This is a genomic window from Shewanella sp. H8 (genome assembly GCF_040285065.1).
In the GTDB taxonomy this organism is placed as follows: domain Bacteria; phylum Pseudomonadota; class Gammaproteobacteria; order Enterobacterales; family Shewanellaceae; genus Shewanella; species Shewanella polaris.
On sequence record NZ_CP157213.1, the window covers coordinates 1,311,276 to 1,327,857 of the forward strand.

Annotated in this window: 15 protein-coding genes and 1 riboswitch; of the genes, 6 read left to right on the forward strand and 9 right to left on the reverse strand. The window is 41.7% G+C overall.

The genetic code is table 11. The annotated features are described in order from the left end of the window. Positions 1-104: 104 nt before the first annotated feature. The gene (gene rcsF / locus ABIS04_RS05705; RefSeq protein ID WP_140233720.1) at positions 105-500 is read right to left on the reverse strand and encodes an Rcs stress response system protein RcsF; all 396 of its coding nucleotides are present in this window, start codon (positions 498-500) and stop codon (positions 105-107) included. A 160-nt stretch (positions 501-660) separates the two neighbouring features. Beyond that, positions 661-1,071, reverse strand: coding sequence for an H-NS family nucleoid-associated regulatory protein (locus ABIS04_RS05710; protein WP_140233721.1), 411 nt, complete (start codon positions 1,069-1,071; stop codon positions 661-663). A 432-nt stretch (positions 1,072-1,503) separates the two neighbouring features. Here ABIS04_RS05710 and ABIS04_RS05715 point away from each other — a divergent pair, with 432 nt between their 5' ends. The 4 genes from ABIS04_RS05715 (at position 1,504) to ABIS04_RS05730 (ending at position 6,187) form a co-directional block, all read left to right on the forward strand. Further along, positions 1,504-2,253: an electron transfer flavoprotein subunit beta/FixA family protein gene (locus ABIS04_RS05715; protein WP_140233722.1), complete on the forward strand. Its 750-nt coding sequence runs from the start codon at positions 1,504-1,506 to the stop codon at positions 2,251-2,253. A 1-nt stretch (position 2,254) separates the two neighbouring features. Further along, complete coding sequence (locus ABIS04_RS05720) at positions 2,255-3,178, forward strand: FAD-binding protein (protein WP_350432870.1); 924 nt, start codon at positions 2,255-2,257, stop codon at positions 3,176-3,178. A gap of 401 nt (positions 3,179-3,579) precedes the next feature. After that, positions 3,580-3,795, forward strand: a riboswitch (Lysine riboswitch). A gap of 81 nt (positions 3,796-3,876) precedes the next feature. Continuing rightward, positions 3,877-5,433 (forward strand): Na+/H+ antiporter NhaC family protein, encoded by a 1,557-nt coding sequence (locus ABIS04_RS05725; protein ID WP_371833620.1) that lies wholly within the window; start codon positions 3,877-3,879, stop codon positions 5,431-5,433. A gap of 175 nt (positions 5,434-5,608) precedes the next feature. Next, positions 5,609-6,187 carry a thymidine kinase gene (locus tag ABIS04_RS05730; RefSeq protein ID WP_137221873.1) on the forward strand — a complete coding sequence of 193 codons (579 nt, stop codon included), beginning with the start codon at positions 5,609-5,611 and terminating at the stop codon, positions 6,185-6,187. 74 nt (positions 6,188-6,261) lie between these two features. Here ABIS04_RS05730 and ABIS04_RS05735 read toward each other — a convergent pair whose 3' ends face one another. Continuing rightward, positions 6,262-8,052: an acyl-CoA dehydrogenase C-terminal domain-containing protein gene (locus ABIS04_RS05735; protein WP_350432871.1), complete on the reverse strand. Its 1,791-nt coding sequence runs from the start codon at positions 8,050-8,052 to the stop codon at positions 6,262-6,264. 331 nt (positions 8,053-8,383) lie between these two features. Here ABIS04_RS05735 and ABIS04_RS05740 point away from each other — a divergent pair, with 331 nt between their 5' ends. Continuing rightward, the gene (locus ABIS04_RS05740) at positions 8,384-8,890 is read left to right on the forward strand and encodes a TlpA disulfide reductase family protein (RefSeq protein ID WP_350432872.1); all 507 of its coding nucleotides are present in this window, start codon (positions 8,384-8,386) and stop codon (positions 8,888-8,890) included. Between the two features lie 77 nt (positions 8,891-8,967). On the opposite strand, the gene ABIS04_RS05745 is transcribed toward ABIS04_RS05740, so the two are convergent. After that, entirely contained in the window at positions 8,968-10,158 is a 1,191-nt protein-coding gene (locus ABIS04_RS05745; RefSeq protein WP_350432873.1) for a cation:proton antiporter, read from the reverse strand. Between the two features lie 307 nt (positions 10,159-10,465). Here ABIS04_RS05745 and ABIS04_RS05750 point away from each other — a divergent pair, with 307 nt between their 5' ends. Further along, positions 10,466-11,323, forward strand: a complete 858-nt coding sequence (locus ABIS04_RS05750) for a universal stress protein (protein ID WP_137221867.1) — start codon at positions 10,466-10,468, stop codon at positions 11,321-11,323. Between the two features lie 75 nt (positions 11,324-11,398). Here the strand turns inward: ABIS04_RS05750 and ABIS04_RS05755 are convergent, their stop codons facing one another. The 5 genes from ABIS04_RS05755 to ABIS04_RS05775 all read right to left on the reverse strand — a co-directional run bounded on the left by ABIS04_RS05755 (position 11,399) and on the right by ABIS04_RS05775 (position 16,578). Further along, positions 11,399-12,055: a 3-oxoacid CoA-transferase subunit B gene (locus ABIS04_RS05755; RefSeq protein WP_137221865.1), complete on the reverse strand. Its 657-nt coding sequence runs from the start codon at positions 12,053-12,055 to the stop codon at positions 11,399-11,401. Between the two features lie 13 nt (positions 12,056-12,068). After that, complete coding sequence (locus ABIS04_RS05760) at positions 12,069-12,773, reverse strand: CoA transferase subunit A (RefSeq protein WP_137221863.1); 705 nt, start codon at positions 12,771-12,773, stop codon at positions 12,069-12,071. A gap of 68 nt (positions 12,774-12,841) precedes the next feature. Next, entirely contained in the window at positions 12,842-13,732 is an 891-nt protein-coding gene (locus ABIS04_RS05765; protein WP_350432874.1) for a hydroxymethylglutaryl-CoA lyase, read from the reverse strand. Then, complete coding sequence (locus ABIS04_RS05770; protein ID WP_350432875.1) at positions 13,733-15,763, reverse strand: acetyl/propionyl/methylcrotonyl-CoA carboxylase subunit alpha; 2,031 nt, start codon at positions 15,761-15,763, stop codon at positions 13,733-13,735. A gap of 2 nt (positions 15,764-15,765) precedes the next feature. Then, positions 15,766-16,578: an enoyl-CoA hydratase-related protein gene (locus ABIS04_RS05775; RefSeq protein ID WP_350432876.1), complete on the reverse strand. Its 813-nt coding sequence runs from the start codon at positions 16,576-16,578 to the stop codon at positions 15,766-15,768. Between the last annotated feature and the right edge of the window lie 4 nt (positions 16,579-16,582).

Sequence of the window (16,582 nt, forward strand, 5' to 3'; positions counted from 1 at the left end):
GAATTAAGCAGAGAAAGGGAATCATAACTTAAATATAAATAATGTTGATGAGTGTTATATGAGCACTCATCATTTATAGGCTACCAATATATTATATTGAGTTGTTATTTTTCTGTAAGGGTTTTAATCGCTTGCCCAACACAAAGAGCACGGCTAATGCAGCTGTTGTCTGCTTCATTTATCATAAAACAGCTTTTAACCACAAAACCATTAGCACCTATGTCTGCCGCTGCTCTTCTGGCATTTGTACGTGCAACGGCCATTTGTGGCGGTGCATCTCGAAGGGTTTCTTGGCAGGCTTCGCCTTCAACTAAACCTAATACATCAAACTTTCCTCTAGGTTGATTAGTTCCTTCATATAACGTTACATCGCCGACTTTAAAGTAATCATTGATTGCTTTTTTGTCTAAATTACTGTTGAACGCATAATCACTTGCGCATGCACTTAATAATAGTGCTATAGAAGAGGCAATAAATGCATATTTAAGGGGGGAAGTCATAACCGTCACCTTCAATTAATAAGAGTGGTTCAATAAGGGTAGTTTACCTTGTCTCATGGTGATGATAAAGCAATCTAATGTCATAAAAAAAGAGCTTACCGTAAGTAAGCCCTTTTTAATCTAAAAACGTAATCGTGTTGTTAATCGCTGGTTAGAATAATTATTCCATGCCAGGAATTAAAAATTCAGTCATATTTTTTCCGCTATCAACTTGTTGTTTGAATACGGTTGGCATGCGACCTTGACCTGTCCATTGAATTAATTCGCCATCAACAGTGATTTGATATTTTGCTGGACGTGGCGCACGCTTTTTAGTTGCTGTTTTAACTGAAGACGTGACTTCACCTAAATCTTCAATAGATAAACCGCTGTTTTCAATTTGAGCAAGAATTTCTGCAATCCGAGCATTACGTTCAGCATTCGCTTCAAGTTCTAATTTTTCTTCTTCTTCACGTTCGGTAATAATTTTTTCTAATTTGGCAGCTGTTTCACGTAAATCATCAAGAGATAATTCTTTTATTGCAGCTTTAAAACGACGGCCATGGGTTAATATGTCTAAAAAGTCACTCATGTTGTAAATTCCCTAAATGATTTATTAATAAATGTAAAAGCGATAATAGATAAAATTATCTATCTTTTTGGTTAATTTAAGTATTAATGTTGTTTTTTATAGTCTTATTATTAATATAAGTAAATTTAAATCCCTAATGATTACCCATAAAGTTTAATAAACACTGAATATGGATACAATAATAGAAACTATTCGGTATTGAATCAAATTAAATTATCTTTTTATGAAATATAATTTATATAAATGTATAAATTAAGCAAATAATCAATGAGGGTTTGTTCTGTTTGGTTGCCATTATCACAACAAAAACATGTAAACAAGCGTTTGACTTTTGTTGACGTTAACGTTAGCAGGACGTAGAGTAAACCCATATTGCATTGGCCACAGTCAATGTGTTGTCCACGTTCATTGAAGTTGTAGGAAGGAAACCCTATGAAAGTCTTGGTGCCTGTTAAACGTGTAGTCGATGCCAATGTGAAAGTCAGGGTAAAAGCTGATAACACAAGTGTTGAGACTACTAACCTTAAAATGGCGTTAAATCCATTTTGTGAAATTGCAATAGAAGAAGCTGTGCGCTTGAAAGAAGCTGGCATTGCCACCGAAGTTGTCGTGGTGAGTGTGGGCGCAAAAGTGGTACAGGAACAATTAAGAACGGCTATGGCTCTGGGGGCCGATAGAGCAATTCATATTGAAACTGATGAAGATCTAGTACCATTGTCAATTGCTAAACTGTTAAAAGCCGTGCAAGAAAAAGAACAAGCGCAATTAATATTATTCGGTAAGCAATCGATTGACGGTGACAACAACCAAACTGGACAAATGTTAGCGGCATTAACTGATATGCCCCAAGCGACATTTGCATCAGAGGTCAAAGTTGATGGTGATACTGTCACAGTGACTCGTGAGATAGATGGCGGATTACAAACTTTAAAAATGCCTTTACCGGCGATTGTTACGGTCGACCTTCGCTTAAACGAGCCTCGTTATGCATCATTGCCTAATATTATGAAGGCCAAGCGTAAACCGCTAGAAACGCTGACGATTTCTGATTTAGGTGTTAGCTTAAAAGCACATCAAACTGTGCTTAAGGTCACTCCTCCTGTTGATCGTAAAGCGGGTATTATGGTGTCTTCTGTAGAAGAGTTGGTTGAGAAGTTAAAAAATGAAGCGAAGGTGATCTAACATGGCCATTTTAGTATTAGCAGAACATGATAATGTTAGTTTAAAAACCGATACGGCCAAAGTGGTCAGCGCGGCAACCGCAATTGGTGGTGATATCCATGTGTTAGTTGCTGGTGTTGATTGTAGCGCTGCAGTAAGTGCAGCACAAAGTTTGGCAGGTGTGAGTAAAGTGTTAGTTGCTGATGGTGCTCAATATGGTGCTCAACTAGCTGAAAATGTATCAAAATTAGTTGTAGAGATTGCGGGCGACTATGAGCATATTCTAGCGGCAGCAACCAGTATTGGTAAAGATACGTTACCGCGTGTGGCAGCATTATTAGATGTGTCACAACTTTCTGAAGTGATTGAAGTTGTCAGTAGTGACACTTTTGTTCGCCCTATTTATGCGGGTAATGCTTTAGCAACCGTGCAAAGTTTAGATGATAAAAAAGTCATGACAGTGCGTTCAAGTGCATTTGATGCCGTCGCATCAACAGGCAGTGCTGAAGTGGTTAATCTTAGTCAAGCTATTGAGGCGCGTACTGAGTTTATCTCTCAATCGTTAACAGAATCAGCGCGTCCTGAACTCGGTAATGCTGGCATTATTGTGTCTGGTGGCCGTGGTATGGGTAGCGGTGAAAACTTTGCTATTTTGGAACAACTTGCCGATAAACTGGGCGCGGCTGTGGGTGCTTCTCGTGCTGCGGTTGATGCTGGCTTTGTTCCAAACGACTTACAAGTGGGTCAAACGGGTAAAATCGTCGCGCCAGATTTGTATATCGCAGTGGGTATTTCTGGTGCAATCCAGCATCTTGCTGGTATGAAAGACTCTAAGGTGATTGTTGCTATTAACAAAGACCCTGAAGCCCCTATTTTTCAAGTGGCGGATTATGGTTTGGTTGCCGACTTATTTGAAGCAGTACCAGCATTGAACAATCTAATTTAATCTGACGTTAAGTCGTTAGATGGAGGCGTTGATTAAGTTAGTGTTTTCAGCCGACTTTGAAGCGCGATTAAACGTCCGTTGTTCTATTCAAAAGGTTTCTACTCATAAAGTAGAAACCTTTTTTATTGGGCTAGTGTTAGATTAGTTTTGAATTAGTATTAGTTTTTATGTTGAGTTTTAAAAATGTCAGTTCAAAAATCAATAGTTTGATGCTGTTGCTGTTTTTGTGCCCATTACGCTAGTGTGCATTTGACTTAAAAACGTTAGACTAATGCTATGCAATTGTGGATTTTGTTGGCAATATTGTTATTTGTACTGCGATTTAGTGTTTTTTTCTGGCATAGAATAAGTCGTTTATGATTGTATGTTCGCGCTGTTTGTAATGCATTTTAAATGCAAATGGCCAAAGTAGAGGTGCATTGCGTAAAAGTCGTATTGAATTGGGTGATGCCAATAATTCAGTATTAAAGGATGCAATGCCGAAACAAATGAGTCTATCAAACACATTTGTTGGTGCAGTACTCGAAAGGGGCTGCACTGTCATAGAGTTTTTATCTATATGATAAAAGAATGATATTCATATTAAGTGGGTATTACTGTGGAGCGCTACTAGTTAAGTTAATGCATACTCTTTCGGCGTATGTTTAGCCTTATTTCTAGTTTTCTCTATTCGTATCCAACGAAGAAATAATTAAATTATGATAATAAGTTATGCCGATTCGGCACTTTCCGTTTTGCCACCACTTGTGGCTATTTTACTCGCCATTTTAACCCGTAAGGTGCTACTTTCGCTAGGGTTAGGCATTGTTATTGGTGCTTTGTTACTGAGCGACTTTTCAGTTATTGCTACCAGTGAATATATATTACACACAGTAGGTCAACTCGTTTGGAAAGACGGTGGATTGAACAATTGGAATGTGTATATTTTAGGTTTTTTGGTTGTACTAGGCATGATAACCGCGTTAATTACCGTGAGTGGTTCTGCTCGGGCATTCGCTGATTGGGCTAAACAACATATACGCAGTAAACGTGATGCCAAGCTGATGACCATGTTTTTGGGTTGTGTGGTATTTATTGATGATTATTTTAATAGTTTAGTGGTAGGTTCTATTTCTCGGCCTATTACTGATCGTTATCATATCTCGCGGGCCAAATTAGCTTATATTCTCGATTCTACTGCTGCACCTATATGTGTTATTTCACCAGTGTCTAGCTGGGGGGCATATATCATCGCGTTAATTGGTGGTATTTTAACGGCGCATGGATTTACTGACTCTGGTTATTTAAGTGTTTTTATGCAAATGATCCCAATGAACTTTTATGCGGTGTTTTCGTTGTTGTTACTGCTATTTGTCGCGGCATTTGGCTTAGATGTTGGCCCTATGCGTCAACATGAATTAAATGCATTACGCGGTAATTTGTTCGATGAATCTAAAGGGCAACCACCAGGCGCGGTATCCGATTTACCCGAAGCGGATACTGGTAAGGTGATGGGCTTATTTTTGCCTATCGCCATATTAGTGTTTGCCACAATATATTTTATGGTTTCAAGCGGTGCTGATGCATTAGCAGCTAAAGATTTACCCTTTAATGTGTTGGGTGCATTTGAAAATACTGATGTAAGTTCATCTTTATTTTTTGGATCGATTATTGGTCTCATTGCCACGGTGATTTTAGGCATTCAACAAAAAGTTGAGTTGCCTATGTTGCTATCTGGGATGCTGGTTGGTGCGCGTTCTATGTTGCCAGCAATATATATTTTACTGTTTGCTTGGACTATTGCTAGCGTAATAGGTGAGTTAGAAACAGGCAAGTACATGGCCAGTTTAGCCACCGATAATATTCCGTTTGCCATGCTGCCTGCCGTGTTGTTTTTATTAGCGGGTATTACGGCATTTTCAACCGGAACTAGTTGGGGTACCTTTGGGATTATGTTACCTATTGCCGCAGATATGGCCATGGGCAGTGACAGTACTATGATGTTGCCTATGTTAGCTGCTGTGTTATCTGGTGCGGTATTTGGCGATCATTGCTCGCCTATCTCTGATACCACTATTTTGTCGTCAACAGGGGCGACTTGTCACCATATTGACCATGTAGTAACGCAGTTACCTTATGCACTGATTGCAGCATTGATAAGTTTCGTGGGATATATCGTACTTGGTTTTACGGGTTCCTTAATCGCCGGATTACTTTGCTGTTCGGTAATGTTTGCTATTAGTATTGTTGTACTGCACTTTGTTGCTAAAAAGTAATGCTTGATCATTATTTTGTGCACGCAAATTAATCTGCTAATGTAAATTAATAAACAGATTACTACCGCATAAAAATGCCGTATTCATAACGAATATGGCATTTTTGTTTGTTGTTGCGATGTTAATAAAGGTAAAATGAACGACATTATCTGACTAACTATTGGGACGCTTCATTTTGGCGCAACTGTATTTTTATTATTCGGCAATGAACGCCGGTAAATCAACATCATTACTGCAGTCTTCTTATAATTATCGCGAACGTGGTATGCACACCTTAGTGATGACGGCATCGATAGACAATCGTTATGGTGTCGGCAAAGTGTCATCACGTATTGGCATTGAAACCGATGCGCAGGTATTCGGTAGCACTGATAATTTAATTGAGCTAATTTCGACGGCCAATAATGAGCAAAAAATTCATTGCGTATTGATTGATGAAAGTCAGTTTTTAAGTAAAGAGCAAGTCAGGCAGATAACACATGTAGTCGATAACATGGATATTCCAGTGTTATGTTATGGTTTACGTAATGACTTTCAAGGTGAGTTGTTTACTGGCAGCCATTATTTATTAGCGTGGGCTGATAAGTTAGTCGAATTGAAAACTATTTGTCATTGTGGCCGCAAAGCTAACATGGTTGTCCGTCTTGATCATGACGGTAAGCCTATGAGTGAAGGTGAGCAAGTTGCCATTGGTGGTAATGAAAGTTATGAGTCGGTTTGTCGAAAGCATTTTCGTGAGTTTTTGTGGGATTAAGTTAACTCCAACATGACTGAATAAAAAAGCCGCTTCAAGTCAATTGGGGCGGCTTTAAATTATCATATTAGCGATTAAAAGTCAGAGTCGGTAAATTCAACAATGTTAGCGCTACTGGCTTCAATTTGTTTGCGTAAACTACGGGTTTGGCTACCCCAATAAGTCATAAAGAACTTAGCAGTATTAAGTTTTGCTTGGTAAAATTGACTTTCTTCAGTGCCCATTTCTAATGCCGCTATTGATGTTGCTGCAATTCGAGTCCACATCCAAGCTAATGCTGTAATACCAAATAATTGCATATAGGCCATGGATGCAGCGCCAATGATGTCTGGATTTTTACTGGCTGATTGCACAATAAATCCGGTGGCTTTTTCGAGATCGCCAGCCGCATCGATTAATCCTGCAAGATAAGGCTTCATATCTTCATTAGTTGAGTGTTGCTCAATCAACTCTCTAACCATACCTGACCATATCTTTAATGCAGCGCCTTTATCGGAAAGTAATTTACGGCCGACTAAATCAAGAGCTTGTACTCCGTTTGTACCTTCGTAAATCATTGCAATCCGGCTATCTCTCACAAACTGTTCCATACCCCATTCGGTAATATAACCATGACCACCATATACTTGCTGTGCATCCACACAGGCTTTAAACCCCTGGTCGGTGACAAAGCCTTTAACGATAGGCGTAAATAGCGCTGCTAGTGCAGAGGCTTGTTTTGCTTGAGCAGGGGCGGTGTGACGTTCTGCTTGGTCAAGCCATAACGCTTGCTGGCCCATTAATGCACGTGTACCTTCGTTAAATGACTTTTGCGATAACAGCATACGACGAATATCACCATGGACCAATAATGAGTCTGCGGCTTGTTCAGGTTGTTTAATACCACTTAATGCACGGCCTTGAATACGTTCTTTGGCATAGACGAGGGCATTTTGATAAGCAATATCTGATACGCCTAAACCTTGAAGACCGACCCCTAAACGTGCTTGGTTCATCATGGTGAACATGGCTTTTAAGCCTTGATGCGCTGCACCTACTAATTCACCTATCGCGCTGTCAAAATGCATCACACAAGTCGAGTTTCCGTGGATGCCCATTTTATGCTCTAAACTTGTCGCACTTAGGGTGTTAGCTTTGCCTAAGCTACCGTCATCATTCACTAAAAATTTAGGTACGGCAAATAACGAAATCCCTTTAACGCCTGCTGGCGCATCTGGTAAGCGAGCTAATACTAAATGAACGATATTTTCGGCTAGGTCGTGATCGCCAGATGAGATAAATATTTTCTCCCCACTAATAGCAAATAAGCCATCAGCTGCAGGAATGGCTTTAGTGCGAAGCAAGGCTAAATCTGTACCAGCATGCGACTCTGTTAAGTTCATGGTCCCGGTCCACTCGCCACTGACCAATTTGGCTAAATACTTTTGTTTTAATGCATCGCTACCGTGAACATGAATAGCTGAATACGCACCATGGGTTAATCCTGGATACATAGCAAATGCCATGTTGGTAGCCGATTTCATTTCAGTGGCAAAGGTACCAATGACTTCAGGCAGGCCTTGGCCGCCAAACTCAGGATCACAGGTTAATGTTGCCCAGCCGTCTTCTACATATTGTTTATAAGCTTGCTTAAAGCCTTTTGGAGTAATGACCTTACCGCCTACCAGTTTACAGCCCTCTAAGTCACCACTCGCATTGAGTGGTAGCATGACCTTGGTGGCGAAGTCGGCAACGCCCTGTAGAATCGCATCGGTGAGATCTTCATCTAATTCATCAAAACCGCGTAAATCAGTTTGTTGATAGACATTGAGCAGTTCAGACAGAATAAAATGATAATCTCGAAGAGGAGCTTGATAAATAGGCATAAGATCATTCCTTGGTTACTGTGTGTTTCAGCTTGGCGTGGGTAGCAAAGCTGAAACTGGCTACAGGTCCAATCTGATTAAGTCTGTCTATTTAATCTACGCCAATTTGATTAAAAACTCAGCAAAATTTTACTGACAGGCGGACCTTATTTTGTTGGTATATAAAACCCGATCCACTTGTCGTTTTATCCATGAGTTGGTTAGCGATTGCTTAATATTATCTTTATTATTGGGCAATAATGTTGATGTTAACTGATTAACGAATACATAAAGGTCTTTGTCCGGTCTATATCTGTTGTCTATCAAAAAATACTCATTAAAGGGGGTGGTTATGAAATCGATTTATTCAAGCTTGAGTGCATTTGGCTTATTATTGTTGTCTTTTGTACCATTAGGTATAGCTGATGCCGCCGCGAAAGTGGATGACTCCGTGGCACCTAATTTCGAATTATTCACGGCTGACGGTAAGGCATTCAATTTACATGATTATGCTGGCAAACCGGTGATTTTGCATTTTTGGGCCACATGGTGCCCTTATTGTAAAAAGCTTCAACCCGGTTTAGAGAAACTTCGACTTAACTATCAGGATACTGATTTGAAGATGATTGGTATTAGTTTTAATGAAGACGCTAATGCCAAACCCGGACAAAGTTTACGTGAACGCGGCGTAGAGATGAAGACGCTGGTATTGGGGGATGAGGTTGCTAACTTGTATGGCGTTAGGGGAACACCAACAACAGTATTCATTGACCGTAGCGGTCATATTGCGTGGGTAACCAATACTGCTAATCCTGATGATCCTAACTTAGATAAAGCGGTGCAGTTTTTGATAAAATAGCGAAAGCAACAATCGGGCTATTTTTGTTCATTGTTCTCATTTGCTAGCGAGAACAGTATCGTGGACATAGATAGCCATTAGATTTTGTTCCTCAGTGCATATTTTAATATCAGCGGTCCAATTAGGGTGGTTAAAGCAATAATCATGACTAATATGGCAAACTCTTTAGCTTCAATGACGCCAAGCTGGCGGCCCATTTCAGCAAACACTAATCCTACCTCGCCCCTTGGCACCATTGCCGAACCGACAATGAACCTTTCTTGCCAGTTTGAGCTGGCCAATAGCCCTACGATAAATTTACTCGCAACAGCGATTACGGTCAGCCAAGCGAGTATTAATAAGCCTGTATAACTCATATCAAGCTGACTTAGATCTAAGCTAATACCGACATAAACGAAAAAGACTGGACTAAGTAGTTGAACTAACGGCTTTGCTGCTTTTTCTAGTTTCAAGGTATAAGCAAAGGGGTTTTTAAGGTATTTATTAAAAGGCGAAGTGAATTGCCGTGACAAACCCATACCGACAGCAAATCCACCTAAAATTGCTGGGGTACCAAACCAGTGTGCTAACCAAGCAAATAAACAAATAATCGACATCACCACAAAAATGTCATAACCGGGTACGTGCGCTTTAATGTGTAGCCCGCGAGTTAAATAGATAATAACCCTGACCAGTGGCGGACTGAGAATAATGAAGCTAGCTATCATGATAAATAATATTAATGTTGAGCTTATATCTAACTCACCAGATGAGGCAAAATTAAACAACACACTCAGTAATATTACACCAACGATATCATCAATGACTGCAGCCCCCAGAATAATTTGTCCAGCCGTAGTTTGGGTTTGATTGTTTAATGCTAATACGGACATTGAAATGCTAATGCTGGTGGCCGATAGAGCACAACCAAAAAATAATGCAGTAAAGGGCGGTATAGAAAGCCAATAAAAGCTAGCCAACCCAATAACGATGAATGGCGTTAAAATACCTAACGCCGCGACTTTGACAGCTTTGCTGCCTGAATAAGCCAGTTTTTTGATGGAGGTTTCACAGCCAATATCAAATAACAACAAAATGACACCAAGCTCCGCGATGACAGCTAAAGTGCTATTAGGTGTGACCCAATTTAATAATGAGGGACCAATTAGAATGCCAGCAATGACTTCGCCCACGACAATTGGAAACCCTATCCTGTCAATTAGTTCACCTAATATTCTACCAGCAACCAGAATGAGAAATAGTGACATAACAAAATTGTCTATTGCCATGGTTCCCCCTTAAGTTGAGCAATATGCAATTGATCTATATTGCTTAAAAAAATTGATTTTGATCAACTTTTTTACTGATTCTTAAGCACAAACTTACGCTATTGGCTAATCTAAAGATAGTTACTTGCTCACGTTTTGCTCAGTTATATAACCTCATTTTCGCCATTGGAATTTAAGAGTGATAATTAGGTGGGACCAGCCTGTCGGCTTTATTAAGCTTATCTATAAATGTTTACTTATTGACCTCAATGGTGCTGTTCCTAGGCGCTTGTCGCAGTGAAAAGTCAGCTGATATAAGGAGATTTAAATGAACAAAGTGTTTATTATTGCTCAAATGGAACAAGCGCATACTGATGCCGTTGCTATTGGATTAACATTAACAAAACAGATGAATAAGCGAGCAGAGGTCTTTGCTTACATTTATGCATATTTAGGTGCCGAAGACACTGATCAACCACGACTTGCTGGGCTGGTGCAGAAGACGTTAATGGAGCAACGAGAATATCAACTGTTAGCTCAATTAGACTCCCTTGACGCTAAAGATGTTCCGTTACATCTAATATGGAGTAAGTATCTTTTTGAACATGCTTGCCATCATTCTGCACGACATAGTTTCGATCTTATGATTAAGGCCGTCCATCATGCTGATCATTATCTACCCACAGATTGGCAGTTAATTCGTCATACTAAAATCCCATTATTATTACTTACAAACAATCCACTCAATAAAGGTGGAACCACGCTTATTTCTATTGATTTAGACACTAAAAATTCAACCAAACAACGCCTCAATGACGCTGTTATTGTGCATGGGAAGCAACTAGCAGAGGCTACCGGAACTCAGTTGCATGCTGCTTATGTGCTAAGAATCCCTCAAATTATTCGCGATATGGATTTGCTCGACATTAACGCTTTAGTTAAAAAAGCCTATGCAGATCATAAACAGCAAATTGCAGATATCGGTATAGATTCCGATTGTATGCACATTATATCTGGGGAACCAGATTTGTGTTTGTTTGAGCTGGCATGTCGATTAAATAGTGAATATTTTGTGATCGGTGCAAGGCAACGACAAGGATTGTTAGGTCGCATTATTGGTAATACTGCGGAAGCCATTTTAGGCCGTATGCGCAGTAATGTATTGGTTATTCCCGCAGAGGAATAACCATGTTCATTAATATGCAGATAATATAAAGCCCAGCGGGGAAACTGGGCTTTATTGATGATGGTGTATTTTACATTAAAAGGTCATTTCAGGCACATGCTCTGGCACCACTAACTTACCAGCGGTTTTTGTGACAATCTCTTCAACAGATACACCTGGTGCGCGTTCTAACAGATGGAATGCGCCATCTTTAATTTCCATAAAGGCCAAATCTGTCATTACACGTTTAATGCAACCATAACCGGTTAATGGCAGTTCACATTTTGATAATAATTTTGAATTACCGTGTTTGTCTGCATGCATCATGGTGACAATGATATTGTCAGCACCTGCGACTAAATCCATTGCGCCGCCCATGCCCTTAATCAGTTTTCCTGGGATCATCCATGAGGCGATAGAGCCGTTAACATCGACTTCAAATGCGCCTAATACGGTTAAGTCTACGTGGCCGCCACGGATCATCGCAAAGCTTTCTGCTGATGAAAAGAATGACGATCCAGCAACTGCGGTGACTGTTTGTTTGCCAGCGTTGATGAGATCGGCGTCTATGGTTTCTTCGGTTGGAAACTCGCCCATGCCGAGTAAACCATTTTCAGATTGCAGCATCACTTGCATACCTTGTGGAATATAGTTAGCCACAAGGGTAGGGATACCAATACCTAAATTAACGTAAAAACCGTCTTGCAATTCTTTTGCTACGCGCTGGGCGAGTTGTTCTCTGGTCAGTGCCATGGTGTTATCTCCCTTATTTCGCAGCTTTGACGGTACGTTGTTCAATACGTTTTTCAAAGCTGGCTTTGATAACGCGATCAACATAGATACCTGGTGTATGAATGTGGTCTGGGTCGAGCTCGCCTGGTTCAACAATTTCTTCAGCCTCAACCACGGTAATTTTACCTGCGGTAGCCATCATTGGATTGAAGTTAGCGGCGGTTTTACGAAACACCAAATTACCCATAGTGTCGGCTTTCCATGCACGAACTAAGGCAAAGTCTGCCGTCAATGATTCTTCTAATACGTAGTGACGACCTTTAATTTCGCGGGTTTCTTTACCGTCAGCAATCGGCGTGCCGTAACCTGTAGCGGTGAAAAATGCTGGAATGCCAGCGCCGCCAGCACGAATTTTTTCAGCCAATGTGCCTTGTGGCGTGAGTATTACATTAAGCTCACCAGACAACATTTGTTGTTCAAAGGTGGCATTTTCGCCAACATAAGAGGCAATCATGGTCGAAATTTGATGTTGTTTAAGCAATAAGCCTAAACCAAAATCATCAACACCAGCATTGTTTGAAATGGCGGTTAAGCCTTTTACACCTAATTTAACCATGTGGTTAATTAAGCCTTCAGGGATACCACACAAACCAAACCCGCCGACCATAATGGTCATGTTGTCATTTAGTCCTGCTAGTGCTTCGTCATAGCTGTGGACGACTTTATTGAATCCTGCCATCTTGTTGTCCTTATTGTTATGTTCACAACGGTGAGTATTTTTCTGCTAACCAGTGTGAGTATATGTGATTATGTTCTGATTGCATTTGCCACTTTAGACCCATTAGCGCGCCCCAAAATACGGCTAATATTGTCGCCAGCCAGTGCAAGCTTAGCGAGGTCAATACCGGTATCTATTCCCATGCCATGGAACATATAAACCAGATCTTCAGTGGCGAGATTGCCAGACGCCCCTTTCGCGTATGGACAACCACCGAGACCGGCAACCGATGCATCAAACACGCTGACACCAGTGTCGAGACAAGCCAGAATATTGGCTAACGCTTGGCCGTATGTGTCGTGGAAATGCAAAGCTAACTTATCAACCGGAACCACTTTGGCGACCGCCTCAACCATCTGCAGTGCTTTATTGGGAGTACCAACGCCGATGGTGTCGCCTAATGAGATTTCGTAGCAACCCATCTGGAAAAGGATCTCAGACACTCTAGCGACTTCATTAACATCAATATCGCCTTCGTATGGGCAACCAAGCACACAAGACACGTACCCGCGCACTGCTATATTGTGTTTTTTGGCCGCTTCCATTAACGGAATAAAGCGTTCGATTGACTCATCGATAGAGCAATTAATATTTTTTTGACTGAAGCTTTCTGATGCAGCGCCAAAAATAGCCACTTCATCCGCGCCTGCAGTAAGGGCTAGTTCAAACCCTTTTAGGTTAGGTGTTAATGCACTGTAAACCACACCAGTTTGTCGTTTGAGTTGCTGCAATACGGCATCGGAATCAGCCATTTGTGGCACCCACTTAGGTGACACAAAGCTGCCCGCTTCAATGCGCTTAACACCTGCATCGGCAAGTTGTGTTATTAGCGTGAGTTTGTCTGCAGTGGTCACTGGCACTTCATTTTGTAAACCGTCACGCGCACCGACTTCAAAAATGCTGACTTTAGTGGATAACATTTACGCTTCCTCGACGTTAGCTTCAATGGCTAATGGTTCAACATTTAATAGTTGTGCACCGTCACTCACAAGCTCACCGCTTTGGAAATAAAACTCGCTCACCACACCATCAAACGGTGCTTCGATAGTGTATTCCATTTTCATGGCTTCCATTACCAATAAGCCTTGGCCTGCTTTGACTTGCTCGCCCACTTCCACTAAATGGGTCACAACAGTGCCATTCATTGGTGCTTTAAGCTTATCTGCATGGTTAATCACTTCTTCAATGACTTGAGCCAATATGGCTTTAAAGTGATAACTGCCAGAAGGTAGAAATAGCGTAAAGTCATCGCCTTGATGGCTAACAGGGATTTTGCTCTTATGGCCATTAATCTCAGCTAAGAGTAAGTCGGCTTTCAATTCACCAGCTAACGTCAACACTTGGTCGTGTAAACACAATTGATATTGCTCGCCAACGGCGGTCAGTAGCAAGTCATGCTGTTGCACTTCGGCTGATGTGTCAGTTAATAACGACACATGATGCACGCTTGAACTGTTGAGTCTAAAACCGCTCACGAGGCCCCAAGGTGAATACGGATCAGCACTGTTAATGGCCAATGCTTTGGCTGCTTTCTTGCGCGATAAGACTTGAAAAAGTCCTGCTAGTGCTAACGCTGTGTCGGCTTCAATAGCAGCATCACCAATTAAGGTGTCGCCATAACGCTCAATAAAGTCGGTGCAGAAGTCTGCCGCAGCAAAGGCTGGGTGTTCAGCAATATTGGCTAAAAACTCGATGTTATGTTTAAGGCCACTGATTTGGTATGACTCAAGTGCGTGTACTAAACGTTGTAGTGCGCGAGGGCGTGACTCGTCCCACACAATTAATTTGGCGATCATCGGGTCATAAAAGTTACTGATGACATCGTTTTCACGAATACCTGAATCGATACGCACGTGACGATTTTGTTCTGGTTCGCGTAAAAAGTTTAGCTTACCGCTGGCAGGTAAAAATTCGTTTTGCGGATCTTCAGCGTAAATTCGCACTTCAAATGAGTGACCATGGATACGCACTTCATCTTGGCGCAGCGGTAATTCACCACCACTGGCGACAACTAACTGCCATTTTACTAGGTCTTGGCCAGTCACCATTTCGGTAACTGGGTGCTCCACTTGCAAACGGGTGTTCATTTCCATGAAGTAGAAGCTGTTGTCGGTATCCAGTAAAAACTCAACGGTGCCCGCGCCAACATAATCAATGGCTTTGGCGGCTGCAACGGCGGCGTTACCCATTTGTGCTCGTAGTTCGTCAGACAAACCGGGGGCTGGCGCTTCTTCAACCACTTTTTGATGGCGACGTTGAATAGAACAGTCACGATCAGATAAGTAAATAGCGTTCCCTTGAGTGTCGGCAAACACTTGCACTTCAACATGACGTGGTTGACGTAAGTAGCGTTCCATTAACAGTTTGTCATTGCCAAATGACGAGCTGGCTTCACGGCGTGCGGATTTAATGGCTTCAAGAATTTCACCGTCGTTTTCAACGATGCGCATTCCTTTACCACCGCCACCATAGGCAGCTTTAATCAGTAACGGGAAGCCAACAGCTTTGGCTTCTGCTATTAACGTAGCATCCGTTTGATCGTCGCCATGATAACCCGGCACTAAGGGCACATTGGCTTTTGACATGATGTCTTTGGCGGCACTTTTGCTGCCCATGGCATCAATCGCATCGCTACCCGGTCCGACAAAGGCGATACCATTTTGCTCACATTTACGGGCAAACTCGGCGTTTTCAGATAAAAAACCATATCCAGGATGAATCGCTTCTGCGCCCGATTTTTTGGCGATGTCGATGATTAAGTCGGCTTTTAGATATGAGTCGGCAGGGGCGCTGCCACCTAAGTAAAACGATTCATCCGCCATGGCCACATGACGGGCATCTTTGTCGGCATCGGAATAAAGGGCGATGGTGCGAACACCCATGGTTTGAGCCGTTTTAATAATACGGCAAGCAATTTCACCACGGTTAGCGATCAGTAATTTGGTAAACATTATTAGGCTCCTTGTGGATCAGATTTAGCGGCTTGCCATGTAGGCGTACGTTTTTCAAAGAAAGCATTAAGGCCTTCTTGACCTTCATCTGATACACGAATACGAGCAATTTGCTCGCTGGTAAAATTGAGCGTAGCGTCGTCAATCACGCAGTTTTCTAAATGCGATACGAGATTTTTTGCCCATGCCATGCCCTGAGGACTGTTGGCATTAAATGCTGCGATAAAAGGGGCCGCAGCAGCATCTAAGTCGTCGTTAACTTCGTGAATGACTTGATGGGTTAAGGCAACATCAGCACTAAAGCGTTCAGCGGTCAGCATAAAGCGGCGTGATTGGCGATTACCCATGGCACGAATCACATACGGACTTATCACAGCAGGGATAAGACCTAGCTTCACTTCGCTTAAACAAAAACTGGCGCGAGTGTTGGCAATGGCAATATCGCAGCAGCAAATCAACCCTAATGCACCACCAAAGGCTGCGCCTTGTACTAAGGCAATGGTTGGTTTTGGAAACTTGTCTAATACATGCATCAGCTTGGCAAGCTGGTGGGCATCAGCCAGGTTTTGTTCAAAGTCCATTTGGGCTTGTTTGAGCATCCAATTAAGATCGGCGCCAGCACTGAAGTTTTTGCCATTAGCACGTAATATCAACATATTGCATTGACTGTCTTTGGCAAAATGTTCGATAGCCTCGATCATCTCGCTGATCATCACTTCATCAAAGGCATTATGCACTTCAACTCGGTTTAAAATGAGCTCTGCCACGCCTTGGTATAGACGGCATTCAATGAATTTGTATTGGTTTGATAGCATTATT

Coding starts and splice junctions, on each gene's coding strand:
- rcsF (WP_140233720.1), bottom strand. CDS start 500: ATGACTTCCCCCCTTAAATATGCATTTATTGCCTCTTCTATAGCACTA.
- ABIS04_RS05710 (WP_140233721.1), bottom strand. CDS start 1,071: ATGAGTGACTTTTTAGACATATTAACCCATGGCCGTCGTTTTAAAGCT.
- ABIS04_RS05715 (WP_140233722.1), top strand. CDS start 1,504: ATGAAAGTCTTGGTGCCTGTTAAACGTGTAGTCGATGCCAATGTGAAA.
- ABIS04_RS05720 (WP_350432870.1), top strand. CDS start 2,255: ATGGCCATTTTAGTATTAGCAGAACATGATAATGTTAGTTTAAAAACC.
- ABIS04_RS05725 (WP_371833620.1), top strand. CDS start 3,877: ATGATAATAAGTTATGCCGATTCGGCACTTTCCGTTTTGCCACCACTT.
- ABIS04_RS05735 (WP_350432871.1), bottom strand. CDS start 8,052: ATGCCTATTTATCAAGCTCCTCTTCGAGATTATCATTTTATTCTGTCT.
- ABIS04_RS05740 (WP_350432872.1), top strand. CDS start 8,384: ATGAAATCGATTTATTCAAGCTTGAGTGCATTTGGCTTATTATTGTTG.
- ABIS04_RS05745 (WP_350432873.1), bottom strand. CDS start 10,158: ATGGCAATAGACAATTTTGTTATGTCACTATTTCTCATTCTGGTTGCT.
- ABIS04_RS05750 (WP_137221867.1), top strand. CDS start 10,466: ATGAACAAAGTGTTTATTATTGCTCAAATGGAACAAGCGCATACTGAT.
- ABIS04_RS05755 (WP_137221865.1), bottom strand. CDS start 12,055: ATGGCACTGACCAGAGAACAACTCGCCCAGCGCGTAGCAAAAGAATTG.
- ABIS04_RS05760 (WP_137221863.1), bottom strand. CDS start 12,773: ATGGCAGGATTCAATAAAGTCGTCCACAGCTATGACGAAGCACTAGCA.
- ABIS04_RS05765 (WP_350432874.1), bottom strand. CDS start 13,732: ATGTTATCCACTAAAGTCAGCATTTTTGAAGTCGGTGCGCGTGACGGT.
- ABIS04_RS05770 (WP_350432875.1), bottom strand. CDS start 15,763: ATGTTTACCAAATTACTGATCGCTAACCGTGGTGAAATTGCTTGCCGT.
- ABIS04_RS05775 (WP_350432876.1), bottom strand. CDS start 16,578: ATGCTATCAAACCAATACAAATTCATTGAATGCCGTCTATACCAAGGC.